This is a genomic window from Pseudothauera lacus, assembly GCF_003034845.1.
GTDB lineage: Bacteria > Pseudomonadota > Gammaproteobacteria > Burkholderiales > Rhodocyclaceae > Pseudothauera > Pseudothauera lacus.
This window is the reverse complement of record NZ_PZKC01000002.1, coordinates 1-24,535: the sequence shown is the minus strand read 5'-3', so window position 1 is coordinate 24,535 and position 24,535 is coordinate 1. Positions and strand designations below refer to the sequence as shown.

Annotated in this window: 22 protein-coding genes; 12 read left to right on the top strand and 10 right to left on the bottom strand. The window is 67.2% G+C overall.

The window, feature by feature from the left end:
- Window positions 1-50: 50 nt before the first annotated feature.
- The 3 genes from darG to C8261_RS02100 are packed head-to-tail and all read right to left on the bottom strand — an operon-like array spanning window position 51 to window position 2,076.
- Window positions 51-1,145: a type II toxin-antitoxin system antitoxin DNA ADP-ribosyl glycohydrolase DarG gene (gene darG, locus C8261_RS02110; protein WP_107492021.1), complete on the bottom strand. Its 1,095-nt coding sequence runs from the start codon at window positions 1,143-1,145 to the stop codon at window positions 51-53.
- 4 nt (window positions 1,146-1,149) lie between these two features.
- Window positions 1,150-1,830 (bottom strand): type II toxin-antitoxin system toxin DNA ADP-ribosyl transferase DarT, encoded by a 681-nt coding sequence (gene darT, locus C8261_RS02105; RefSeq protein WP_107492020.1) that lies wholly within the window; start codon window positions 1,828-1,830, stop codon window positions 1,150-1,152.
- 3 nt (window positions 1,831-1,833) lie between these two features.
- Window positions 1,834-2,076, bottom strand: coding sequence for a restriction endonuclease subunit S domain-containing protein (locus C8261_RS02100; RefSeq protein ID WP_107492019.1), 243 nt, complete (start codon window positions 2,074-2,076; stop codon window positions 1,834-1,836).
- Window positions 2,077-2,208: 132 nt separating this feature from the next.
- Between C8261_RS02100 and C8261_RS02095 the strand changes: the two genes are divergently transcribed.
- Window positions 2,209-3,099, top strand: a complete 891-nt coding sequence (locus tag C8261_RS02095; protein WP_107492018.1) for a radical SAM protein — start codon at window positions 2,209-2,211, stop codon at window positions 3,097-3,099.
- Between the two features lie 27 nt (window positions 3,100-3,126).
- Here C8261_RS02095 and C8261_RS02090 read toward each other — a convergent pair whose 3' ends face one another.
- Entirely contained in the window at window positions 3,127-3,933 is an 807-nt protein-coding gene (locus C8261_RS02090; RefSeq protein WP_107492017.1) for a hypothetical protein, read from the bottom strand.
- 14 nt (window positions 3,934-3,947) lie between these two features.
- Window positions 3,948-4,283 carry a hypothetical protein gene (locus C8261_RS02085; protein ID WP_181358816.1) on the bottom strand — a complete coding sequence of 112 codons (336 nt, stop codon included), beginning with the start codon at window positions 4,281-4,283 and terminating at the stop codon, window positions 3,948-3,950.
- Window positions 4,284-4,453: 170 nt separating this feature from the next.
- Between C8261_RS02085 and C8261_RS02080 the strand changes: the two genes are divergently transcribed.
- Complete coding sequence (locus C8261_RS02080) at window positions 4,454-6,286, top strand: SLC13 family permease (RefSeq protein ID WP_107492016.1); 1,833 nt, start codon at window positions 4,454-4,456, stop codon at window positions 6,284-6,286.
- 9 nt (window positions 6,287-6,295) lie between these two features.
- On the opposite strand, the gene C8261_RS02075 is transcribed toward C8261_RS02080, so the two are convergent.
- Window positions 6,296-7,231: a delta(1)-pyrroline-2-carboxylate reductase family protein gene (locus C8261_RS02075; protein WP_219905113.1), complete on the bottom strand. Its 936-nt coding sequence runs from the start codon at window positions 7,229-7,231 to the stop codon at window positions 6,296-6,298.
- Window positions 7,232-7,240: 9 nt separating this feature from the next.
- Window positions 7,241-8,194, bottom strand: coding sequence for an AEC family transporter (locus C8261_RS02070; RefSeq protein ID WP_107492014.1), 954 nt, complete (start codon window positions 8,192-8,194; stop codon window positions 7,241-7,243).
- 195 nt (window positions 8,195-8,389) lie between these two features.
- On the opposite strand from C8261_RS02070, the gene C8261_RS02065 reads away from it, so the two are divergent.
- Together C8261_RS02065 and C8261_RS02060 are read left to right on the top strand one after the other, a co-directional pair.
- Entirely contained in the window at window positions 8,390-10,018 is a 1,629-nt protein-coding gene (locus C8261_RS02065) for a peptide chain release factor 3 (protein WP_107492013.1), read from the top strand.
- 16 nt (window positions 10,019-10,034) lie between these two features.
- Window positions 10,035-10,559, top strand: coding sequence for a retropepsin-like aspartic protease family protein (locus tag C8261_RS02060; protein WP_107492012.1), 525 nt, complete (start codon window positions 10,035-10,037; stop codon window positions 10,557-10,559).
- A gap of 51 nt (window positions 10,560-10,610) precedes the next feature.
- Here C8261_RS02060 and C8261_RS02055 read toward each other — a convergent pair whose 3' ends face one another.
- Together C8261_RS02055 and C8261_RS02050 are read right to left on the bottom strand one after the other, a co-directional pair.
- A complete protein-coding gene (locus C8261_RS02055) occupies window positions 10,611-11,567 on the bottom strand; it encodes a recombination-associated protein RdgC (protein WP_107492342.1) in 957 nt (318 codons plus the stop codon).
- Between the two features lie 85 nt (window positions 11,568-11,652).
- Window positions 11,653-12,120, bottom strand: a complete 468-nt coding sequence (locus C8261_RS02050; protein WP_107492341.1) for an SRPBCC family protein — start codon at window positions 12,118-12,120, stop codon at window positions 11,653-11,655.
- A 58-nt stretch (window positions 12,121-12,178) separates the two neighbouring features.
- Here C8261_RS02050 and C8261_RS02045 point away from each other — a divergent pair, with 58 nt between their 5' ends.
- From C8261_RS02045 to C8261_RS02015, 7 genes are all read left to right on the top strand, one after another.
- Window positions 12,179-12,895 carry a pseudouridine synthase gene (locus C8261_RS02045; protein ID WP_107492011.1) on the top strand — a complete coding sequence of 239 codons (717 nt, stop codon included), beginning with the start codon at window positions 12,179-12,181 and terminating at the stop codon, window positions 12,893-12,895.
- Window positions 12,895-13,656 carry a sulfite exporter TauE/SafE family protein gene (locus C8261_RS02040; protein ID WP_107492010.1) on the top strand — a complete coding sequence of 254 codons (762 nt, stop codon included), beginning with the start codon at window positions 12,895-12,897 and terminating at the stop codon, window positions 13,654-13,656. The genes C8261_RS02045 and C8261_RS02040 overlap by 1 nt, the downstream gene beginning before the upstream one ends.
- Window positions 13,657-13,894: 238 nt before the next feature.
- Window positions 13,895-15,061 (top strand): elongation factor P maturation arginine rhamnosyltransferase EarP, encoded by a 1,167-nt coding sequence (gene earP / locus C8261_RS02035; RefSeq protein WP_107492009.1) that lies wholly within the window; start codon window positions 13,895-13,897, stop codon window positions 15,059-15,061.
- Between the two features lie 54 nt (window positions 15,062-15,115).
- The gene (gene efp, locus C8261_RS02030) at window positions 15,116-15,673 is read left to right on the top strand and encodes an elongation factor P (protein ID WP_107492008.1); all 558 of its coding nucleotides are present in this window, start codon (window positions 15,116-15,118) and stop codon (window positions 15,671-15,673) included.
- Between the two features lie 183 nt (window positions 15,674-15,856).
- Window positions 15,857-16,318 (top strand): hypothetical protein, encoded by a 462-nt coding sequence (locus tag C8261_RS02025; protein WP_107492007.1) that lies wholly within the window; start codon window positions 15,857-15,859, stop codon window positions 16,316-16,318.
- A gap of 109 nt (window positions 16,319-16,427) precedes the next feature.
- Entirely contained in the window at window positions 16,428-22,031 is a 5,604-nt protein-coding gene (gene uvrA / locus C8261_RS02020; protein WP_107492006.1) for an excinuclease ABC subunit UvrA, read from the top strand.
- Window positions 22,032-22,051: 20 nt separating this feature from the next.
- On the top strand, window positions 22,052-22,741 hold the full coding sequence (locus C8261_RS02015) for a cytochrome b/b6 domain-containing protein (protein ID WP_107492005.1): 690 nt from the start codon (window positions 22,052-22,054) through the stop codon (window positions 22,739-22,741).
- Between the two features lie 59 nt (window positions 22,742-22,800).
- Here the strand turns inward: C8261_RS02015 and C8261_RS02010 are convergent, their stop codons facing one another.
- Window positions 22,801-23,268 (bottom strand): c-type cytochrome, encoded by a 468-nt coding sequence (locus C8261_RS02010; protein WP_107492004.1) that lies wholly within the window; start codon window positions 23,266-23,268, stop codon window positions 22,801-22,803.
- A 240-nt stretch (window positions 23,269-23,508) separates the two neighbouring features.
- Between C8261_RS02010 and C8261_RS02005 the strand changes: the two genes are divergently transcribed.
- Window positions 23,509-24,535, top strand: a 1,027-nt coding sequence (locus C8261_RS02005) for a methyl-accepting chemotaxis protein (RefSeq protein WP_146161633.1), incomplete at its 3' end; no start/stop codon positions are given.

Below are 24,535 nucleotides of genomic sequence, written 5' to 3'. Positions count from 1 at the left end.
GACGCACACAATTCATCAAGAAAGCCCGCTGCCGCCCTGTCGCGGTGCACTCACCCCGCTGTGCAATGTCTCGCTTCGTCGGCAGGGGTGCGCCGCGAGGACTGCCTGCCCAGCCATCCCGTACGTTGGAGTTGCAGCCAGGCCGCCTGCACATGGCCTGCGGACATCAACGACTTCTTGCGCCCATTCCACTCGCCGATGCGGCACAAGGCTTCATCCGCGCTGCCTGCGCCTTCACGCGAACATACCCAGTGGACCGTTGCCAACAACTCCATCCCATACGGCGACTGAAAGCCGTCAATCAGCACGGCGATACGCTCGACGCGTTCATTCAGGGCTTCATTACCCTCTTCGGCAATGCAACGTTCTGCCTCGACCAGGGCTTCGTTCAGCGGTGCAATCTCTGATTCCACCACACCGTCGCCAACACCGCGGATAAAGTGGCCTTCCATGCGCTGCAGCGCATGGCGCAAGGCATCCGAATACGGTCCGTAATGGTGCTTCACGAACTTCAGTTCCAGCTGCTGGCCACACTCCTGAAGAAAGTAAGCAAGCTTCTGCACCTCGATGCGGGACAGCCCATAATCCAGCGCGCGGTAGGTCTCGATCAACTTGAGTATCGCCGCACGGCCAGGCGTCATCCTTGGGCGCGCGGTGTTGACCTCCATGGACCTCGGATCGGGTGCCTCTCCGGGCTCGAACAGCCGTACATCGACGTCGGGCAGTGCGGCAAATGCGTTCTCGATCAACGGGCGCACCCGGGACCACTCCAGGCCGCCATTGCCACAGCCAAGGGGCGGAATCGCGATCGAACGGATGCCTAGCCTGCGAACCTGAGTCACCAGATCGGCGAGCCCATCGCGGATGAACTCGATGCGCGACCCTCCGCGCCAGTGGTCCTTGGTCGGAAAGTTGATGATGTAGTTGGGCTTCATCAACCCGCCCGAGTCGTGCACGAACATGCGCCCCGGGCGCACCTCGCCGGCCTTGCAGGCAGCCGCGTAGTCGCGGAAGTTGGCCGGCCACTTGTTCTTGAACTGCAGCGCGATACCCTTGCCCATCACGCCCACACAGTTCACGGTGTTCACGATGGCGTCCACGTCGTCCTGCCTGAGCAAGTCGCCCTGCATGATCTGGATCGTCATCTCATTACTCCAGAAAATACCAGTCTTTCACAACCATCACCGGCAGCTTCACGCCCGTTGCCTCAAGTATGGTCGATACTTCGGCCTGCCGCGCGGTGTCGAATACGCCGATGCGGGTGCACGCCTCCAGCGCCACACGGTCGCTCACAAGGAACTCGGCCATTCTGCGCTCCATCCGGTCCACATGGCGCGGATCCGCGTGCCGATTGTGCCAGTACTGGCAGAAGCCATCGAGCTGCGGAGGCTCGGTCAGCAGATCCCAGGCGACGGCATCGTCGATGTCGTTCAAGTCCGTATACGGTTGGCTGTAGGCAAGGGTCGCATTGCGGTCAAAGAACACGAAAGCCGCCCCGGTCGCGGTAACCGCTTCAACGGTCGTTTCGATGTGGACAATGTCGGCCTGCCGAAGTGCGCATCCCGCTACCTTGCCGCCGTTGACCGCAAAGAGCATCGGTGAGCGCGGCGCGAAGTAGAACGGCACGAAGTCATGCACGCCTCCGCCCGGTGGGTCCGGCAGGTGCCGCACTGCCCGCGCGCCCTGAGCGCCGCTGTGGGCGATGTTCTGGTAGGCGATTCCGTTCGCCGCACCGCGGTTCTTCGACAGCAAGGCGCCCGCCGCACAGATTGCCGGCAGGTTGGCGATGGCGGTGATGTGGAACAAACGGATCGGGCGCGGCGCGGTCATGGCTCAGGCCGCCTCCAGCGCCGCCTGCACCAGCGTGTCGGCCAGGTGGGCGCGGGCGGCGGCGAGGTCGATCTGCAGGCGGTCACACAGCGCCATCAGTTCATCGCCCCTGGCGAGGATGCGGTGTTGTTCGGAGAGGTGGGCCTCTTCACTCACCTGGGTGTGCACATCCCAACCGGCGGCACTCAGTGCCGGGGTGACGTATCTGGTGCAGATGTCGCGTTCGGAGAGGTTCTTCTTGTTCATTGAGCACACCAGCCATGTGTCATCGGAAGATAGCACGCTGGCCTGCGGCGTGAAACGCGCGCGTCTGCGCTGCGTCGTATACTGGCCACCGCCCTTCAACGACCGCTGCAAGGCCCGTCAAGCGCAAACCTCATGCTCCCCATCCGCTACGTCGAACCCGTCTTCCGCCCGCCCAGCGAGGCCGAGTCGCTGATCCTGCCGGTCACCGATGGCTGCTCGTGGAACAAGTGCTCCTTCTGCGAGATGTACACCGCAGCGCAGAAGGCTTTTCGCGCGCGCGGCGAGGATGAGATGCTGGAATCGATCCGTCGTACCGGCGAACGCTACGGCGCGCAGGTGCGCCGCGTCTTTCTTGCCGACGGCGATGCGCTGGTGCTGCCCACCCGCCGCCTGCTGGTCTATCTGGAAGCGATCCGCACCCATCTGCCGGCGGTGCATCGGGTGTCGAGCTACTGCCTGGCGCGCAATCTGGCGAAGAAGAGCGTGGCCGAGCTGCGCACGCTGGCCGAGGCCGGGCTCAAGCTCGCCTATCTGGGCGCGGAGTCCGGCGACGACGAGGTGCTCGCGCGGGTGAACAAGGGCGAGAGCTTCGAGACCACGCGCAGCGCGCTCGACAAGCTGGGCGAGGCCGGCATCGCGCGTTCGGTGATGATCCTCAACGGCCTCGGCGGGCAGGCGCTGAGTGCGCAGCACGCCGACAACTCGGCGCGGCTGGCCAACGCCACCCAGCCTGAGTACCTGTCCACTCTGGTAGTTACCCTGCACGACCACGGCCGGCGCTTCATGGAGGCTTGGCCAGAATGGCAGGCGCTCGACCAGCACGGCCTGTTCGTCGAGATGGAACGCTTCCTTGCGGCGCTGGAACTGCGCCGCACGGTGTTCCGTTCCGACCACGCATCGAACTGGCTGGTGCTCAAGGGCACGCTGGGGGCGGACAAGGCGCGCCTGCTTGCCGAGGTGCGTGCGGCCATCGAGCGCCCGGAAGGGGCGGCGCTGCGCCCGGCCTGGCTGCGCGGGCTGTAGGCGGCAATACGGATCACCGGCGCGGTTTCAGCGCCATTCGCCCCCTGCCGTCACCAGCCCTCGGCCAACCCTGAGCAGCACCCACATCACCAGCAGCGGCAGCACCAGGGTCTGCAGCACGAAGACGACGATGATGCGCACGACGTCGTCGACGATGCGGTCGGCGGTGTCCTTGAGCTGCGCGATGGCACCCTTCAGGCGGTCGACCTGGCGGCCCAGTTCCCACACCCCGCCGCTGCCTTCGCTGCCCTGCACGCTGAGCAGGCCCTGGTCGACCTGCTCCAGACTGGCCTGGCGGGCCTGGTATTCGTCAGCCATGAAAAGGTGATAGGCGGCTTCGCTGCCGAGCGAGGCCAGCGGCACGATGAAGCGCACCAGCAGCAGGGCGACGAAGCCGCGCAGCAGCCAGCGCGGCGGCGGCCGGGCGCACAGTACCAGCCACGCCAGCCATGCCGCAGCGGCACTGAGGACGAGGCTGATGGCCCACGAGGCGCCGATCTTCATCAGCAGCAACTGCATGCCGAAGGCCACGCTGGCGGCCAGCATGAGCGTGGAAAACTGTTCGACGAGCTGGTTGAGCGGATCCAGCACCTGCCCGGGGGTCAGCGTGATGCCGACCACCAGGCTGCCGCTCACCTCGGTGCCCTGCACCACCGAAATCACCGCGTTGAGCGCCCGCGCGGTGGCAAAGCTGGCCACTGCACGCTTCATTCCGGCTTCGGCGTAGCGCTCGGCGAGCTGGTCGAGCGGCTTCAGCCAGGCCAGCGCGGCGAGCGCAAGCAGTGCGGCGACGAGGGCGACGCGGCGGGCAGACAGGGGGGTGGCGATGGCCATCGCTTGCGGGCGGGTCAGCGCGGCGGCGCGGCGTCTTCTTCACGCACCTCGCGGATCACCTCACCCTCGATCACCAGCCCGCCGCCCGGGCGCGCTCCCGGCGGCGGCGCACTGGCAGCGGCGGCACGCATCTGCCGGCGCACCGCGCGGGTCTTCCACCACAGCCAGGCCCACGCCACCACGCCGACAGTAAGCACGACGGCGAACAGCACCACCGAGAACATCAGCGCGAGCACGAACATCGCCCCGCCGACGAGCACGGCGGCAAGCTTCTTCCACGGACTGAGCGGGGCGCCGGCCTGCAGCGGGATGCGCGCAAAGGGCGGCGACTGACGGTATCTCGACGGCATGACAAATCCTTGTGCGGGGGCGCGCCCGTCGATCAGGCAGGACAGCGGCGCGGCCGGGAAAGCTGTGTGATGCCGCCGGTGCGGAAAGATTCCCGCGCCGGCGGCCGTGCACTCGTTAACATACCCGCCGTCACCCATTCCTGCCGCACATTCTTTGCAACACACCTGACATGAATCTTGAAATGCTGTGGGTCTTCGTCCTGCTCGGGGCCTGTGTTGCGGCCTTCATCGCCAACCGTCCGCGCATGGACGTGGTGGCGCTGAGCGCCATGCTCGCCCTGGTGGTCAGCGGCACGCTGGAGGTGCATGAGGCGCTGGCCGGCTTCAGCGAACCGAGCGTGATCATGATCGCGGCCTTTTTCATCATCGGCGAAGGCCTGGTGCGCACCGGCGTCGCCTACCGCGTCGGCGACTGGCTGGTGCGCACCGCCGGGCGCAGCGAGACCCGCCTGCTGGTGCTGCTGATGCTGGCGGTGGCCGGCCTCGGTTCGGTGATGAGCTCGACCGGTGTGGTGGCGATCTTCATCCCGGTGGCGCTCAGCATCGCCCGCCGCATCGGCGCCAGTCCGGCGCGCCTGATGATGCCGCTGGCCTTCGCCGCACTGATGTCGGGCATGCTCACGCTGGTCGGCACTCCGCCCAACCTGGTGGTCAGCAGCGAACTGGAGCGCGCCGGCTACGACGGCTTCGCCTTCTTCGACTTCACTCCCGCCGGCATCGTGGTGCTCGCCGCCGGCGTGCTCTACATGCTGTTCGCGCGCCGCTGGCTGGCCGACAAGCCCGAAGCGCAGCCGGAGCGCAACCAGCGCCGCCGCCGGCTGCGCGAACTGGCCGAGGATTACCGCCTGCTCAGCCGGGTGCGCCGCATGATGGTCGCCCAGAGTTCGCCAATGATCGGCCGCACCCTTGGCGAGCTGCAGTTGCGCGCCAGCCACGGCGCCAACGTCATCGCCATCGAACGCCAACGCCAGTTCGGCCGCGTCATGCTGAGCACTTCGGCGAACCGCGAGATCCTCGCCGGTGACATCCTGCTGGTGGATTTTTCCTGCGCCGAAGCGGGCATCGAGCGCTTCATCGCCGACATGCGTCTGCAGGACCGTGTCTTCCGCAACGACTACTTCACCGACATGTCGCGCGAGCTGGGGCTGGCCGAAGTCACGCTGCCGCCGGGCTCCACGCTTATCGGTCACTCCATCCTCGAACTGCGCATGCGCTCGCAGCGCGGCATCAACGTGATGGGCCTGCGGCGCAACGGCCAGCCACTGGAAGAAGGGCTGCTCAACGAAAAACTGAAGATGGGCGACACCCTGCTGATCGCCGGCACCTGGAAGGCCATCCGCCTGCTCCACACCCAGCCGCAGAACTTCCTCGTTCTCAGCCTGCCGGCAGAGATCGACGAGGCTGCGCCGGCAGCCAGCCGCGCACCGCTGGCCCTGCTGGCGCTTGCCGTCACCGTTGGGCTGATGGTCAGCGGCGCCCTGCCCAACGTCATCGCCGCACTGATCGGCTGCCTGCTGATGGGCGCGCTGCGCTGCATCGACCTCAACAGCGCCTACCGCGCCATCCACTGGCAGAGCCTGATCCTCATCATCGGCATGCTGCCCTTCGCCACCGCGCTGCAGAAGACCGGCGGCATCGACCTGATCGTCTCCTCCCTGCTCGGCCTAACCGGCGAGGCTTCGCCGCGCGTGGTGATGGCGATGCTCTTCGCCCTCACCGCGGTGGTCGGCCTGTTCATCTCCAACACCGCCACCGCCGTGCTGATGGCCCCCATCGGCATCGCTCTCGCGCAACAGCTCGGCGTCTCGCCTTATCCCTTTGCGATGACGGTGGCGCTGGCGGCCTCGGCAGCCTTCATGACGCCGGTGTCCTCACCGGTGAACACCCTCGTGCTCGGCCCCGGACACTACCGCTTCACCGATTTCGTCCGCATCGGCGTGCCCTTCACCGTCGTCGTGATGGTGATCTGCGTGGTACTGCTGCCGGTGCTCTTTCCGCCCTGAGCAACGGCTTCAACCGCGCACCGCGAGGCGGGCGGCAGCCAGATCCCAGCCTGCCCAGCCGCAGCTCTTGAACAGCACCGGGCCCGGCGGACGCACCGGCTCGCCGGCGAGCACCGCGGCGAGCGCGGGCAGGGCGGCAACGTCGATGCCGGCCTGCAGCAGATCGCCGGCTTCGTGTCCGGCATCGCCCGTATCCACCACCACGGTGCCGCGGGCGTGCAGCTCACGGCACATCTGCGCACCCAGCTCCACCATGCGCGGAGTGAACGCACCGACCGCGGCGATGAAGGCATCGCTACGCGGCGCGGCATCGAGCACCACCGCGCTCGCTGGCGTCGCGGTGACCACCAGCGGGCAGTGCGCCAGAGCCGCGGCAGGATCGTCCACCACCCGTGCGGCAAGCCCCAGGCTGCGCGCATGGGCGGCGAGCCCCTGCGCACTGGCGGCGCTGCGCGAGCAGATCCACGCCTCCTTCACCCCCAGTCCGGCGGCAAAGGCTTCCAGGTGCGCCCGCCCCTGCACCCCCGCACCGACGATCAGCAGCGCACCATCGGGCCGCGGCGCCAGACGCTGGGCGGCCAGCAGCGACACCGCCGCCGTGCGCCGCGCCGTCACCGTCGGGCCATCGAGCACCAGCCGGCGCGTGCCGGTGGCAATGTCGAACACCACCACGTCACCCTGTATGGTCGCCCGCGCACTGCCGGCATTGGCCGGCGTAAAGGTGATCAGCTTGGTGATCGCCACCGTCGCATCGTGCGCCGGCATCACGAACAGGCTGCCACCGCCGGGCAGCGGCTGCACCAGGCGGGGCGGCACCACCACCGTGTCATCGGCGAGCAGCGCGGCAATCTCCGCGGCGAGTTCGGGATAGGGCAGGCGGGCGGCGGTCGCGGCGGCGGAGAGCAGGGTATCGGCCATGGTACTTGGGGGCGGCAAAGCGTCCATCTTATCGCCTTACATCAGCTCCAGTGCGCGCAGCAGGGTAATACCGGCGCTGGTGGTGAGCAGCGAACCCAGCGTGGTGAGGGCGATGATGTTGGCCGCCAGCGGCGCATTGCCACCCATCGCGCGCACCATCACATAGCTCGCCGCCGCGGTGGGCGCCGAGGACATCAACAGCAGCACGCCCAGCTCGATGCCGCGGAACCCCAGCGCCACCCCGCCACTTACGAAGAGCAGCGGAATCGCCACCAGCTTGGCGGCGCTGGCAAACACCGTGCTGCCCATCTCGTCGCGCAGGCTGCGGAAGTTGAGCGAAGCGCCGGTACACAGCAGCGCCAGCGGCAGGGTCAGATCGGCGAAGTACTGCCCGGACTTGAGGGCAATCTGCGGCAAGGGCAGGCCGGTCCACGACACCGCCAGACCGGCGACGATGCCGATGATCAGCGGATTGGTGGCGATGCCCTTCGCCATCCGCCCGAGGCCGCCACCGCCGCGATGCAGCGAGCGCTGCAGGGTGATCACCGAGAGTATGTTGAAGAGGATGGTGACCAGGCCGAGATACAGCGAGGCGGCCACCAGCCCGGCCTCGCCGTAGGCATTCACGCAGTAGGCCAGGCCGACGATGCCCATGTTGGAGCGGAACGCGCCCTGCACCACCACGCCGCGGTCGCGTTCGGGCTGCACGAACAGCTTCGCCACCCATTCGAGGACCACGAAAGCCGCCAGCGTGGCGCCGAGGCCGAAGCCGACGAGGGCGAAGTTGGCGGTCTCCTCGATACGGGTCTGGCTGATGCTGATGAACAGCAGCGCCGGCAGGGCGATGTTGAACACCAGCCGCGAGCCGGCGTCGACGAAGGCATCGGTAAGCATGCCGGTGCGCAGCAGCACCACGCCCAGCGCCAGGATGACGAAGATCGGTCCGGTGACCGAAAAGGAGAAGGCAAGGATGTTGAGGAAGTCGGACATCGTGGCACGCTATTGCGGTGCAACAGAAACGCCGACTGTACGCCCGCTGGTGGACCGCCGGCAATGCGGGATGTCACCAGCGCGCAGCCGCCAGCGGCTTTAATCCCATGATTTCCTGATAAAATCGCCCCTTTCGCACCGCCTGACCGCAAGCGCCCCGCCTGCGGCCGGCGGTTTCGCTTTTCCTGCGCCCTCATGACCGACACCCACACCCCCTATCCGCCCGAGCTGATGCGCGACGTCGCCAAGCGCCGCACCTTCGCCATCATTTCCCACCCCGACGCCGGCAAGACCACGCTGACCGAGAAGCTGCTGCTGTTCGGCGGCGCCATCCAGCTTGCCGGCACCGTCAAGGCGCGCAAGAGCGCGCGCCACGCCACCTCGGACTGGATGGAAGTGGAAAAGCAGCGCGGCATCTCGGTGACCAGCTCGGTGATGCAGTTCGACTACCAGGGCCACACCATCAACCTGCTCGACACCCCCGGCCACGAGGACTTCTCCGAAGACACCTACCGCGTGCTCACCGCGGTCGATGCCGCGGTGATGGTGATCGACGCCGCCAAGGGCGTGGAAGCGCAGACCATCAAGCTGCTTGACGTGTGCCGCCTGCGCGACACGCCCATCATCACCTTCGTGAACAAGCTCGACCGCGAGGTGCGCGAACCTTTCGACCTGCTCGCCGAGATCGAGGATGTGCTGAAGATCCAGTGCGCCCCGGTGACCTGGCCGCTGGGCATGGGCAAGGCCTTCCGCGGCGTCTATCACCTGCAGCAGGACCAGGTGCTGCGCTTCACCGCCGGCGAGGAAAAGCGCAGCGAGGCGGAAGTCATCAAGGGCATTGCCAACGCCCAGCTCGATACCCTGTTCCCGATGGAGATCGGCCAGCTGCGCGATGACGTCGAGCTGATCCAGGGCGCCTCCAACCCCTTCATGATCGGCGAATTCCTTGCCGGCAAGCAAAGTCCGGTGTTCTTCGGTTCGGGTATCAACAACTTCGGCGTACAGGAAATCCTCCAGGCGCTGATCGACTGGGCGCCCCCGCCGCAGCCGCGCGAGGCAGCCGTCAATTCGACCGGCACGCGCATGGTGCAGCCGGCGGAAGAGAAATTCTCCGGCTTCGTGTTCAAGATCCAGGCCAACATGGATCCCAAGCACCGCGACCGCATCGCCTTTTTCCGCATCTGTTCGGGACGCTACAGCGCCGGCATGAAGGTACGCCACGTGCGTGCCGGGCGCGAGATGAAGCTCGCCAACGCGCTTACCTTCATGGCCAACGAACGTGTGCTGATGGACGACGGCGTGGCCGGCGACATCATCGGCATCCACAACCACGGCCAGCTGCAGATCGGCGATACCCTCACCGAGGGCGAAAACCTCGGCTTCAAGGGCATCCCCTACTTCTCCCCGGAACTGTTCCGCGCCGCGCGCCTGCGCGACCCGCTGAAGTCCAAGCAGCTGCAGAAGGGCCTGCAGGAACTCGGCGAGGAAGGGGCGATCCAGGTCTTTGAACTGGAAGGCGGCAACATGCTGCTGGGCGCGGTCGGCGTGCTGCAGTTCGAGGTCGTCGCGCAACGCCTGAAGGACGAGTACAAGGTGGATGCGATCTTCGAATCCGCCGACATCCACACCGCGCGCTGGCTGACCTTCCCGGACGAACTGACGCGGCGTAATTTCGAGCGCGAACAGGTGATGCGCCTGGGCAAGGACGTGGACGGCAACCCGGTGTATCTGGCCAGCAGCCGCTACAACCTGGAGGTGACCATGGAAAAGTGGCCCAAGGTGGGCTTCCACGCCACCCGCGAGCACGGCCAGGTGCTGGGCTGAACGGCAGCAACCGCCAATGAACGCGCCGCCACCCGATCCCACCCGCCGCCTCGGCCGGGCAATGAGCTGGCTGGCGGCGCTGGCCATCCTCGGTCTGCTGTGGCTGTTCTTCAGCGAACAGCTGGAACGGCGCTACAACCCAAACCGCGACCTCGCGGTAATGCCCGGCGGCAGTGGAGAACTGGTCCTGCAGCGCAACCGCATGGGCCACTACGTCGCGCCGGGCACCATCAACGGCCAGCCGGTGGTCTTCCTGCTCGACACCGGCGCCACCCAGGTTTCAGTGCCCGCCCACCTGGGCCCCGCGCTGGGCCTCAGCCCGGGTGCCGCTGCCCAGGTGATGACCGCCAACGGTGCGGTCACCGTGCGCACCACCACCATCGCCGAACTCGGCCTCGGCCCCTTCCTGGCGCGCAACGTGCGCAGCCATCTCAACCCCGGCATGCGCGACGACCAGGTGCTGCTGGGCATGAGCGTGCTCAAGCACCTGGAATTCCACCAGCGCGGCGACACGCTGATCCTGCGCGCGCACGGCAGTTGAACGCACTGCTGCCGCGGGTATCGGCGCCGATACCCGCGGCAAACAGGCCGCTCAGAAGGGCGGATCGCCCGCCGCCGCGGCCATGCCGGTGGCCGGCGTGTCCACCGCCGCCTTCAGCTCACCGCCGAGCACCTCGACCAGCGCCGGCAGCAGCAGGCGCAGCTCGCCGGTCATCAACGCAAAACCGGCATCGAAGAGCGCCTGCGCATCGGTTTCCTTGTCGTCGATCTGTTCCTTGACCACATCGAGAAAGTCGAGGCGCTTGATTTCGGTCTTTTCGGTAAGCACGAAGCTCACGCGGTCGTCGAAGGTCAGTGCCAGGCGGGTGGGCAGTTTTCCGCCCACCAGATGGGCGCGCACGTCGTCACCATCCAGCGCATGACGCACGTAGCGCACTGCGGCCTTCTCGTCGGCGACCGAGCGCAGCTCGCAGTCCTGGTCGATGGTGAAGTTGCCCGGCGCCTCGCCCCCTGCCAGCCAGTCGGCCATCGCCGCCACCGGGCTGCGCTCGGTGCGCACCAGTGCCAGCGGCAGGGTGTCGAGGGTCTGGCGCAGCACTTCGAGCAGATCTTCGGCGCGGGTCTGGCTGGGGGCATCGATGCCCAGCCAGCCGCCTTCCGGATCGATCCACGCGTACATCTTGCGGCGACGGGTGAAGGCGCGCGGCATCAGTTCCTGCTGCACGGCCTCGCGCAGATCCTTCATCTGCTTGCGGCCGAGCTTGTAACCCTGCTGCGCGGCGATCTCCTCCGCACGCTCGTCGGCCACCTGACGCACCACCGAGGCCGGCAGCAGGCGCTGCTCGATGCCCAGCGCGATCAGCCACTGCCCACCGATGGAATGCACCAGCGGACCGTCGCCGCCAAGCGGCGCGATCCACCCCCGCGATTCCGCTTCCTGGCTGCCGCAGGGCAGGAAACGCCGGCGTGCGAGTTGATCGTCAAGCTCGGTGAGGGTGATCGCCCACGGCGCGGGAAGGCGGTAGATCTGCAGATTCTTGAACCACATGGTCTGGATGTCCTGATTCACTGTCAAACAAGAGCCCGGGCAGCACAGCGTGGCGCCGGAGGGGAAACAAGGGAATGTCGCCGGCCTACTGCAGGCGGCCCGAGGCGGCGATGGCGCGGATTACCCTGACGGTGTCGAGATCCGACTCGTGATAGGCCGAACGCACAAAGGCCGCCAGCTGCTCGTCCTGCGTCGATGCTTCGGGCAGCGAGGTGTGGTAGCGGAAACGCAGGAACAGCTCATCCGCAGCGGGCTCCTCGATGAGGATGGTCAGGCTGCCGCCGGCATGCTCGGCAGTCGCCGCGGAATCGAAGCGCACCCACTGCAGCTCGGCCAGCACCACGCTGTCGCGCACCACCGCAGCGCCGAAATGCAGCTCGCGCTCGAGGCGTTCACCTGCACGCTCGACGATCACGCAGCGCTCCAGTCCGGGCAGGAAGGGCCGCGGATCCTCGGCCCTGCACAGCAGGCCGAACCACAGCTCCTCGCGGGTCAGACGGGGCTGCGCCGGATCGGCGAGGTCGTTGACCTGGACCAGATGTTCGAATTTCACCCACACGCTCCCTTGCTTTGCGGGCGACAGTTTACCCTGTGCGGGATAAGATCGAGCCATGAAACTAGAACGCCTCCTCCAGTCCCAGGGTTTCGGCTCCCGCAAGGAATGCCGTGCCCTCATCCGTGCCGAACGCGTCAGCGTTGCCGGCGACATCATTGACGACCCGTTTGCCGAAGTTGTGCCGGAAAACCTCGAGTTTTCCGTCAACGGCGAAACCTGGCGCTATCGCCCGCAGGTCTATCTGGTGTTGCACAAGCCCACCGACCACGAGTGCTCGCACAAACCGCAGTTCCACCCCAGTGTGTTCAGCCTGTTGCCGGCGGCGCTGGTGACCCGCGGAGTGCAGGCCGTTGGCCGCCTGGATCACGACAGCACCGGACTGCTGCTGTTTTCAGACGACGGCCAGTTCATCCACTTCTGGAGCTCGGGCAAGAAGCGCGTGCCCAAGGTGTATGAAGTGATCTGCGCCGAGACTGTTACCGCCGAACAGGTTGCCGCGCTGTTGCGCGGCGTGCAACTGCATGACGAACCGCTGCCCATCGCTGCCGCGGCCTGCGAGCAAACCGGCGAACGGGCCTTGCGGCTGACCGTCACCGAGGGCAAGTACCACCAGGTGAAGCGCATGGTGGCGGCTGCCGGCAACCACGTCGAACGCCTGCATCGCAGCCGTATCGGCGGCTTCACCCTGCCCGCCGATCTCGCCCCGGGACAGTGGCGCTGGCTCGAAGAAGCCGACCTCACCCAGCTCGCCAACTATCCACCCCAAGCCTGATGGCTGGCAGCGACCCCCTGCTGCTGGCGGTCGCCTTCGTCGCCATCACCCTCTTCGGCATCTCCAAGGCCGGCTTCGGGGGCGCCTTCGGCGTGCTGTCGGTGCCCCTCATCGCCCTTGTCACCTCACCGGCACACGCTGCCGCGCTGATGCTGCCGTCACTGCTGGTGATGGATCTGATCGGTCTGGCGGTATTCCGCAAGCGCTTCGACCTTGCCCTGCTGAAACTGCTGCTGCCCGCCGGCCTGGTGGGCATCCTCATCGGCACCCTTGTATTCCGCTACCTCGACGTTGCCGGGCTGAAGCTGATCATTGGCAGCATCGCCATCCTCTTCGTCGTTCAACGCTGGTTCGGGCCACCCCGTCGCCTCCTTGCCGGCGGCAGGGCAGACCGCTGGCTTGGGCGCCTGTGGGGGATGACCTCGGGCTTCACCAGCTTCGTCGCCCATGCCGGCGGTCCGCCGATGTCGATGTACCTGCTGCCGAAGAACCTCGACCGCGTCATCTACGTCGGCACCAGCGCAATGTTCTTTGCTGCCATCAACGCCGCCAAATGGGTCCCCTACGGCTTTCTCGGCCTCTTCCCTATGGCCACCCTGCAGACCGGCTTCGTGCTCGCCCTGGCGGCCCCGCTGGGCTACTGGATGGGCCTGCGCCTGCTCGGCAGGCTGGATGGTCCGCTGTTCTACCGCATCCTCTATGGTGCCTTGCTGCTGACCGGGGTTCGGCTGGTCTGGGATGGTCTGGCGGGTGCTGCGTAGGGTGAGTGTTTTCTTCTGTTTTTAAGGTTTATATAAACAACAAAGATGTTAACAGTGCCTGATTTTCTGTGGATAACTAATATAAAGTTATGTTTTTAAATGGCTTTAAGCTGATGAAAAGCGCTTGGCAGGATTGCCATACGGCTGTGGAGAAAATGTAGACCGTTTTCGCTCCCCCACGCTTTTGCCCACTTACCCACAAGTCCTCCCCAGCTTCCTCCGTCACTTGCCCACTGCCATGCCTGCCAGCGTCCGTCCGGACTTCGAGATCTTCTGCCGTGTTGTGGATAACTATGGCGACATCGGCGTGTGCTGGCGGCTGGCGCGCGATCTGGCTGCCCGCGGCCTGCGCCCGCGGCTGTGGGTGGATGACTGGGCGACCCTGCTGCGCCTGTGCCCACAGGCCGGCAGCTCAGGCGCATGGGTCAGCGGAGTCGAGCTGTGCCACTGGGAGGACGACTTCCGCGCCCTGCAGCCCGGCATGGTGGTCATCGAAGCCTTTGCCTGCGAGTTGCCCGCCGCGCAACTGGAGGCCATGGCGGCCTTGCCGGTGGCACCGGCATGGCTGAACCTCGAATACCTCTCTGCCGAGAGCTGGGTCGCCGACTGCCATCTGCTCGCTTCACCACACCCGCGCCTGGCCTTGCAGAAGCGTTTCTGTTTTCCCGGCTTCGAGCCGCGCACCGGCGGCCTGCTCCGTGAGCCCGGCCTGCTTGCCGCGCGCACGGCCTTTCAAGGGGATGCCAGGGCGCGCGAAGAATGGCTGGCGGCACAGGGCATTGCACTGATCCCCGGAGCGCTGGCGGTATCGCTGTTCGCGTATGGCCATCCACAACTGAGCAGCCTGCTGGGGTGCTGGGCCGACGGCGAACGGGCGGTCGAACTGCTGATTCCCGCAGGCAGGATGGCGGTCGACGCCGCTGCCGCGCTCGGCAGCGTGCTGCAGCCCGGCGTGCCGCTGCAGCGCAAGGCCTTGCGGGTGCAGGTGCTGCCCTTTCTATCCCAGGACGACTATGACCGTCTGCTGTGGTCCTGCGACCTCAACTTCGTTCGCGGCGAGGACTCCTTCGTGCGCGCGCAATGGGCGGCGCGTCCCTTCGTCTGGCAGATCTACGCGCAGCAGGCAGATGCCCACCGCGTCAAGCTGGAAGCCTTCCTGCAGCGTTACACGGCGATGCTCGACGACGACGCGGCGGCCGCCTTGCGCGCCTTCGCACTGGCCTGGAACGGCCTTCCGGACAAGGCCACCGCAATGCCGCAATCACCGGCCGTGGCGTGGCCCGGACTTGCTCCGGCACTGCCGCGTGCAAGTGCCCATGCGGCGCTGTGGTGCGAGCATCTGGCGACCCTTCCGGATCTTTGCGCGACACTGGCGCAAATTCACAAAGCAGCGGTAAAATCCTGAGTTTTTAATGATTTGCAGCGGCGCTGCCGCGGCTGAAAGACTCCAGGAAACAGCATGAAAACCGCACAGGAACTCCGCTCCGGCAACGTCATCATGGTTGGCAGCGACCCGCTGGTGGTCCAGAAGACCGAATACAACAAGTCCGGGCGCAACGCCGCGGTCGTGAAGATGAAGCTGAAGAACCTGCTCACCGGCGCGCCGTCCGAGTCGGTGTACAAGGCCGACGACAAGTTCGAAGTCGTCCAGCTCGACCGCAAGGAAGTGACCTATTCCTACTTTGCCGATCCGATGTACGTGTTCATGGACGCCGACTACGAGCAGTACGAAGTCGAAGCCGAGAACATGACCGACGCGCTCAAGTACCTCGAAGACGGCCTGGCCTGCGAAGTGGTGTTCTACAACGGCAAGGCAATCTCGGTCGAACTGCCGAACTCGGTGGTGCGCGAAGTCACCTACACCGAACCCGCGGTGAAGGGCGACACCTCCGGCAAGGTGCTCAAGCCCGCCACCATCGGCACCGGCTTCGAGCTGATGGTGCCGGCCTTCGTCGAGATCGGCGACAAGATCGAGATCGATACCCGTACCGACGAGTACAAGAACCGCGTCAAGTAAGCGCGTTCCAGCATCACGCAAGAGGCCCGCAACTGCGGGCCTCTTGCGTTGGTGGCGGGCAGAAATGCAAAAAATTGCGCATTCGCCGTGCAAAAGAGGATCTTGCGCATTGCATTCGCAGTCAGAACAGGTAGTTTTGCACCAACAATACGCTGTGCCATTCACCCCCTTCAGGAGTCGATCATGAAACCCCTCGCGACGTGCCTCGTGGCCGTCATCGTCGTCGGCCTCGCCGCCTGTTCCGGCGAATCCACCGAACCCGCAGCATCCACTCCGGCCCCTGTGCCGACCCAAGCCCCGGCGCCGGTCGAGGAGCGCCAGATTCCCGCGCCGCCGCAGGACGAGGCAGCAGCGCAGGATGATGTGGAGGATGAGGCAGGCGGTGTGGACAAGGTCGTCGAAGGGGTGCAGGAAGTCATCGAGGAGGTGGGCGAGAAGGCCGTCGAAGCCGGTGCTGCCGCGGGCAGCGGCGGGCGCGATGCCAAGGAGGCCACCGAGGAAGCCGCGCGGCGCATTTTCGATGCCACCCGCGATGCGGCGATGAAGATCCGTGAAGCCGGGCGGGGCGCCGTGCAGGCGGTGCGCGAGCCGGCACAGGATGGCGCACCGGTCGAGGAAGCCGGCGAGGACGCTGCCGGTCGCTGATCCGCCGCGGCCGGGTTGGTGCCGCACACTGTCTCAAGTCAGGGCGTCTGACGGTAACGGTTTCCGGGATAATCGACGCCTGATCCCTTCCCGCGTCGCCCATCGCCCCATGTCCACCCCGCCGTCCGACCGCATCCGCATCCGCGGCGCCAGTCAGAACAACCTGCGCCAGCTCGATCTCGACATCCCGCTCAACCAGTTGCTGGTGGTTACCGGGGTGTCGGGCTCGGGCAAGTCTTCGCTGGTCTTCGACACCCTCTATGCCGAGGGCCAGCGCCGCTACGTCGAGACCTTCTCGCCCTACGCGCGCCAGTTCCTCGACCGCCAGGACCGCCCGCGGGTGGACCGCATCGAAGGCGTGCCGCCGGCGATCGCCATCGACCAGACCAACCCGGTGCGCACCTCGCGCTCCACGGTCGGCACCATGACCGAGCTGGCTGACCACTTCAAGCTGCTCTACGCTCGTGCCGCGCACCTGCACTGCCGCGGCTGCGGCGCACGGGTGGCGCGCGATACCCCGGAGAGCATCGCCGACAGCCTGGCCGCGCGCGCCGCCGCGGCCGGCGATCCGCGCCTGGTGATCAGCTTCCCGGTGACGGTGCCCGAGAACTACAGCGAGGCCGAGATCACCGCCCTGCTCGAACAGCAGGGCTATACCCGCATCCACGCCCATGAGGGCAACACCCTGCGGGTGGTGCAGGACCGCCTGCGCGCCTCCAGCGCCGAACGCAGCCGTCTGCTCGAAGCCCTGGAAACCGCGCTGCGCCACGGCCACGGGCGCCTGTCGGTGCATGCGCTGGCGGAGTCAGGCGAAATCGAATGGCGTTATTCCAGCGACCTGCACTGCGCCGACTGCGACATCCACTATGCCGAGCCCACCCCCGGCCTGTTCTCCTTCAACTCGCCGATCGGCGCCTGCGACACCTGCCGCGGCTTCGGCCGGGTGATCGGGGTGGATTTCAGCCTGGTGATCCCGGACGAATCCAAGACCCTGGCCGAAGGCGCGGTGAAGCCCTGGCAGAGCCCGTCCTTCCGCGAATGCCAGGACGACATGGCCAAGATGGCGAAGAAGTACGGCGTGGCCATGGACGTGCCCTTTCGCGAGCTGCCCGAGGAGCACCGCCAGTGGGTGCTGGAAGGCGACGCCGCCTGGAAGAGCTGGGAATCGTCCTGGCCGCGCAAGTGGTACGGGGTGCGCCACTTCTTCGACTGGCTGGAGAGCAAGGCCTACAAGATGCACATCCGGGTGCTGCTGTCGCGCTACCGCAGCTACACCGAATGCCCGGCCTGCCACGGCGCCCGCCTGAAGCCGGAAGCCCTGCTGTGGCGCCTGCCGCTGGGCGAGAGCAATGGCCTGCCCATCCACGAACTGTTCGCGCTGCCCATCGACCGCGTGCGGGCGGCGGTGGAGGAACTCGCCCAGCCCGGCCGCGCAGTGCGCAGCGGTGCGGACGAAGCCACCGAGCTGGTGCTCGGCGAGATCCGCAGCCGCCTGCAGTACCTGGCCGACGTCGGCCTCGGCTACCTGACCCTGGACCGCCAGTCGCGCACGCTCTCCGGCGGCGAGGTGCAGCGCATCAACCTCACCACCGCGCTCGGCACCTCGCTGGTGAACACCCTGTTCGTGCTGGATGAACCCTCCATCGGCCTGCATCCGCGCGACATCGGCCGCATCCTCGGGGTGATGACCCGGCTGCGCGACGCCGGCAACACCCTGGTGGTGGTCGAGCACGACCCGCAGGTCATGCTGGCCGCCGACGAGTTGCTGGAGATCGGCCCCGGCCCCGGCGAGCGCGGCGGCAACATCGTCGCGCGCGGCACCCCGGCGGCCATCGCCGCCGACCCGGCCTCGGTCACCGGCCCGTGGCTGGCCGGCCACAAGCACCTGGGTAGCCGTGCCACCCGGCCGGTCGGCAGCGCCACCCCGCGACTCACCCTGCGCGGCGCACGCCAGCACAACCTTGCCGGCATCGACATCGCCTTTCCGCTGCAGCGCCTGGTCTGCCTCACCGGGGTGTCCGGTTCGGGCAAGTCCACGCTGATCCAGGACATCCTTCATCCGGCGCTGGCCAAGCACTTCGGCGAGGGCACCGAGGCGCCCGGCGCCTTTGATGCCATCGACGGCCTGCAGCACATCGCCGGGGTGGTGATGGTTGACCAGTCGCCAATCGGCAAGAGCTCGCGCTCCAACCCGGTGAGCTATGTCGGCGCCTGGGACCCGATCCGCAACCTGTTCGCCGCGCTGCCGGAGGCCAAGCAGCGCGGCTATTCGCCCGGCACCTTCAGCTTCAACTCCGGCAACGGACGCTGCCCGACCTGCACCGGCTCCGGTTTCGAGCATGTCGAGATGCAGTTCCTCTCCGACGTCTGGCTGCGTTGCCCGGACTGCGACGGCAAACGCTACCGCCCGCAGGTGCTGGAGCTGCAATGGCGCGGCAAGTCGGTGGCGGACGTGCTTGAAATGACCGTGCGCGAGGCGCTCGCCTTCTTCGCCGACCAGCCCAAGGTGCATGCCGCGCTCGCCCCGCTGGTCGAGGTCGGCCTCGACTACCTGCGCCTCGGCCAGCCGGTGCCCACGCTGTCCGGGGGCGAGGCCCAGCGCCTCAAGCTCGCCGGCCACCTGGCCGCGGCGGCGCAGAAGAAGGGCGCCAGGCGCAAGGCCGCCGAGGCCGGCGCCCCCGGCCTGCTCTTCCTGTTCGACGAACCCACCACCGGCCTGCACTTCGAGGATGTCGCCACCCTGCTCGGCGCCTTCGACACCCTGCTGGCCGCGGGCCATTCGCTGGTGGTCATCGAGCACAACCTCGACGTCATCGCCGCCGCCGACTGGCTGATCGACCTCGGCCCGGAAGGCGGCGAAGGCGGCGGGCATGTGGTCGCCGAAGGCGCGCCGGACACGCTGCGCGCGCATCATTCTTCGCATACCGCCGCCGCCTTGCGTGACTATGCCGCGGCGCTGGCGGAGACCCGCGCGCTGGCCGCTCCCGGCGTCGCCGAGGCGCCGGCCCGCTACCGTCTCGTGGCTGCGCCGGCCATCGACATCCGCCACGCGCGCGAGCACAACCTCAAGAACATCAGCCTGCAGATCCCGCGCGACCGCTTTACCGTGGTCACCGGGCTGTCCGGCTCGGGCAAGTCCACGCTGGCCTTCGACATCGTCTTCGGCGAAGGCCAGCGCCGCTATCTGGAGTCGCTCAACGCCTACGCCCGCCAGTTCGTCCAGCCGTCCAGCCGGCCTGACGTGGACGGCCTGTTCGGCATCCCGCCCACGGTGGCCATCGAACAGCGCACCAGCCGCGGCGGGCGCAAGAGCACGGTGGCCACGCTGACCGAGATCCACCCCTTCCTGCGCCTGCTGTATACCAAGCTCGGCACCCAGTACTGCCCGACCTGCGAGGTGCCGGTCACCCCGCAGAGCTTCGAGGCCATCGCCGCGCAGATCCTGCGCGACTTCGACGGCCGCTCGGTGGAACTGCTCGCCCCGCTGGTGGTGAACCGCAAGGGCCTGTACACCGAGCTGGCGCGCTGGGCCAAGGGCAAGGGCTACACCCAGCTGCGGGTGGATGGCGACTACCTGCCGACCACCAAGTGGCCGCGCCTGGACCGCTACAAGGAGCACGACATCGACCTCCCAGTGGGCATGGTGGTGGTCGGCGCCGCGCAGGAAGCCACGCTGCGCGCCCAGCTTGCCGAAGCCCTGGAGCACGGCAAGGGGGTCATGAAGGTGCTGGAGCTCGGCAAGCTCGGCGCTGCACCGGTCACCTTCTCCACGCTGCGCGCCTGCCCGTGCTGCGGCACCAGCTTCCCGGAGCCCGACCCACGCCTGTTCTCCTACAACGCCAAGCACGGCTGGTGCCCGGACTGCTACGGCACCGGGCTGAAGCTGGCGGGCAAGGTGGACGACCCGGATGCGCTCGACTTGGGCGAGGCCGACGCCGCCACCGACGAACCCTGCCCGAGCTGCGCGGGCGCCCGCCTGAACCCGGTGGCGCGCGCGGTGCGTTTCCGTGAGCGTGGTCTGCACCAGCTCGCCGCGCTGTCGGTGGATGCCGCGGCCGAGGTCTTCGGCGGACTGGGACTCGCCCACCGCGAGGCCGAGATCGCCCGCGATCTGGTCAGCGAGATACGCGGCCGGCTCGACTTCCTGCGCCAGGTCGGCCTCGGTTACCTGGCGCTTGACCGCGCCGCGCCCACGCTGTCCGGCGGCGAGGCGCAGCGCATCCGCCTGGCCGCCCAGCTCGGTTCCAACCTGCGCGGGGTGTGCTACATCCTCGACGAGCCCACCATCGGCCTGCACCCGCGCGACAACCAGATGCTGCTCGACACCCTGGAGGCGCTGCGCGACCGCGGCAACACCCTGCTGGTGGTCGAGCACGACGAGGACACCATCCGTCGCGCCGACCACGTCATCGACCTCGGCCCCGGCGCCGGCGTGCGCGGCGGCCGCGTGGTGGCCGAAGGCCGCCTGGCGGAGCTGATGGCCGCGCCGGAGTCGGCCACCGGACGCTACCTGCGCGCGCCGCTGGCGCATCCAATGGGCGTGCGCCGCGCGGTGGCGCCCGACCATCCGGCCATCGAGGTGCTCGGCGCCAGCCTGCACAATCTGCACGATGTCGCGGTGCGCCTGCCGCTCGGCCGCCTGGTGGTGGTCACCGGGGTGTCCGGCTCGGGCAAGTCCTCACTGGCGCGTGACGTGGTGCATGCCAATCTGGTGCGCCTGCTCGGCGACGCCAGCCCGGCGGGCAAGGCCAAGGCGAAGAAGGCCGGCAAGGACGCAGCGCCGGCGCCTGCAGCGGCGCTCGCCGGTTGCCGCGAGATCCGCGGCTGGCGGCAGGTCGGCCGCGTGCTGGAGGTGGACCAGACCCCGATCGGCAAGACGCCGCGCTCCTGCCCGGCCACCTATGTCGGCTTCTGGGACGCCATCCGCAAGCTCTTTGCCGACACCTTCGACGCCCGCACGCGCGGCTGGAACGCCTCGCGCTTCTCCTTCAACACCGGCGCCGGGCGCTGCCCGGCCTGCGAGGGTCAGGGGCAGATCACCGTCGAGATGAATTTCCTGCCCGACGTGAAGACGCCTTGCGAAGTGTGCAGCGGGGCGCGCTTCAACCCCGAGACGCTGGCGGTGCGCTGGCGCGACAAGACGGTGGCCGAGGTGCTGGCGATGCCGGTGGACGAGGCGGTGGAGTTCTTCGCCGCCCACCCGTCCATCGCCCATCCGCTGCAACTGCTGCAGGACGTCGGCCTCGGCTACCTGACCCTCGGCCAGCCCAGCCCGACGCTGTCCGGCGGCGAGGCGCAGCGCATCAAGCTGGTCACCGAACTGGCCAAGGTGCGCGGCCGCGCCGGGGAATCCGCGTCCACCGGCGGGCGCCCGCTGCCGGCGGAGAAGCACACCCTGTACGTGCTCGACGAGCCCACCGTGGGCCTGCACATGGCCGACGTGGAGAAGCTCATCCAGGTGCTGCAGCGCCTGGCCGATGCCGGCCACACGGTGCTGGTGATCGAGCACGACCTCGACCTGATGGCCGAGGCCGACTGGATCGTGGACATGGGGCCGGAAGGCGGCGAGGGCGGCGGCCGGGTGGTCGCCGAGGGCCCGCCGGAGACCATCGTCGCCGCCACCGACTCGCACACCGGGCGCCACCTGCGCGCGTTTCTCGGTGCGCGTGCGGGAACCGCTGCCGCAGCGCAGCACTCCATGCATGACAAATGATGACAGCAGAGGATAGAACAATGACGAAGAAGCGCATCCGCGTTTGGGATCTGCCGGTACGCCTGTTTCACTGGCTGACCGTGGTGGTCGTGGCCGCGGCCATCTTCACCGGCCTCAACGGCGGCAACATGATGGTCCACCACGAGCGCCTCGGCCTCATTCTCGTTGGCCTGATCAGCTTCCGCCTGGCCTGGGGGGTACTCGGCTCGGACACCGCCCGCTTCACCCGCTTCGTGCGCGGGCCTGCCGCCATCGTTGCCTACCTGCGCGGCCACTGGCGCGGCATCGGCCACAATCCGCTCGGCGCGCTGTCGGTGCTCGCCCTCCTTGGCCTGTTCGGCTTCCAGGCGCTTAGCGGCCTCTTCGCCACCGACGACATCGCCTTCAGCGGCCCCCTGCGCAGCCTCGTCGATGCCTCCTTCAGCTCCTGGATCACCAGCATCCATCGCGACATGCTGTGGGTGATGGCGGCGCTGGTGGCGGTGCATGTGGGTGCCATCCTGTTCTACGCCCGGGTCAAGAAGGACAACCTGGTGAAGCCGATGATCACCGGCTGGAAGGACGTCGACGATGGCGAGGCCCAATCCACCCATGGTGGTGGCTGGCTGGCCTTCGTGGTGGCGCTGGCCGTGGCGCTGTTCGCGGTGTGGGTGGCCAGCGGCGGCCTGTTGCCGCCACCGCCGCCCCCGGCGCCGGTACCGGCCTGGTAAACGACAGAACGGCCACCCGCGGGTGGCCGTTCTGTCGTCCGGTGCTGCGCAATACCTGCTTACTTGGCGCGGTACTTGTCGTGACAGGCCTTGCAGGTCTCGCCGACCTTGCCGAAGGCGGCGCGGATCGCGCCCTGATCGCCAGTGGCGGCAGCAGCGGCCAGTTCATTGGCGGCGGTGTTGAAGCTGCCGGCGAGTTGGCCGACGTCAGGCATGTTCTGGAAGAACTCCGGCTTCACCTTGGTGGCGCGGAAACCGGTGCCGGTGTCGCTGCCGGCGGGATACAGCGCGCCCATGCCGGAGTTGGCGATGGCGGCGATGGCGTTGGCAGCGGCGGCAACCTGATCCTGGTTGTAGGGCTGGCCGTCGATGACCTGGGCCTTGATCTTGCCCATGTTCCAGCTCATGAAGGCATAGCCGGCCTGGCGGAACTTGATGGCGTCCTCGACGCTGACCTGGGCGGCGGCGGAGGTGGCGATGGAAAGGGCGGCAATGCCGAATGCGGCGCCAGCGATGATTTTCTTCATGTGTGACCTCTTGGCTTGGCTGTTTTTAAGGAATACGGGTGGAGGATACGCGTCCGGACCCCACTGCGACAATCATCGCAGCGTTTTGTTTCAGGGAATATGTTTTTTCTTTCATATTCCGATCGTATGAAGAGGTGGCGGCCGTTTTTCCCCGAAAACTAAAGACCTTAGTTCTGAGGTCGTAGATAATGGCGACATTCACTGCGCACCCACTCGACTTGCGCTCAGGGAGAGAACACCATGCGTCGTCTGGCCGACATGCCGATCTGGTTCCGTCTTACCGGCGCGATCTGGCTGATGCTGATCCTGGCCTGGAACACCATGATCATCTGGGAGACGCGGGTCAGCCGCAACACCGCCATCGAGCAGGCCAAGGACTTTGCCAGCACCATCAACGAGATGACCATGGCGGGGCTGACCGGGATGATGATCACCGGCACCGTGGACCAGCGCGACGTCTTCCTCGACCAGATCAAGGAACTCTCCTCGGTGCGTGATCTGAAGGTGCTGCGCGGTGAAGGCACGACCCGTATCTATGGTCCCGGCAGTGCTGCCGAGACCGCCACCGACGAGGCCGAACGCGGCGTGCTCGCCGGCGGCGAGGCGGTGATCCGCGTCGAGCGCGATGAGCACTACGGCGAGCATCTGCGCGTGGTGATGCCTTCACGCGCCTCGGCCAACTATCTCGGCAAGGACTGTCTGCTCTGCCACATGGTCCCCGAAGGCACCGTCCTCGGCGCGGTGAGCATGCGCATCTCGCTCGATCAGGTGAACGAGGCGGTGGACAGTTTCCGCAACCAGATCTTCCTCTTTGCGATACTGGTATCCATCCCGCTGCTCGGTTTCGTCGTCCTCTTCGTACGTTCCTTCGTCAGCCGGCCGCTTTCCAACATGTCCGACAGCCTTGCCGAGATCGCCCGCGGCGAAGGCGATCTGTCGCGCCGCCTGACGATCAAGGGGCACGACGAGATCGGCTCCACCGCGGGTACCTTCAACCAGATGATGAGCACCATCGCCGGACTGGTGAAGCAGGTCAGCGAATCCGCCGCGGCGGTCAATGGTTCGGCACATGGCCTGTCGGAGAGTGCCGGCCGTCTGGCCGAGAGTTCGCGGCGCCAGAACGAGCAGTCGGTGAGCGCGGCCGCCGCGGTCGACGAGATGCTCGGCAACATCACCCACATCGCCTCCAGCACCGAGGACGTCCGCGAACGCTCGCGCGAGAGCCTGGCGCGCTCGCAGGAGGGCCAGCGCAGCCTGGCGCAACTGG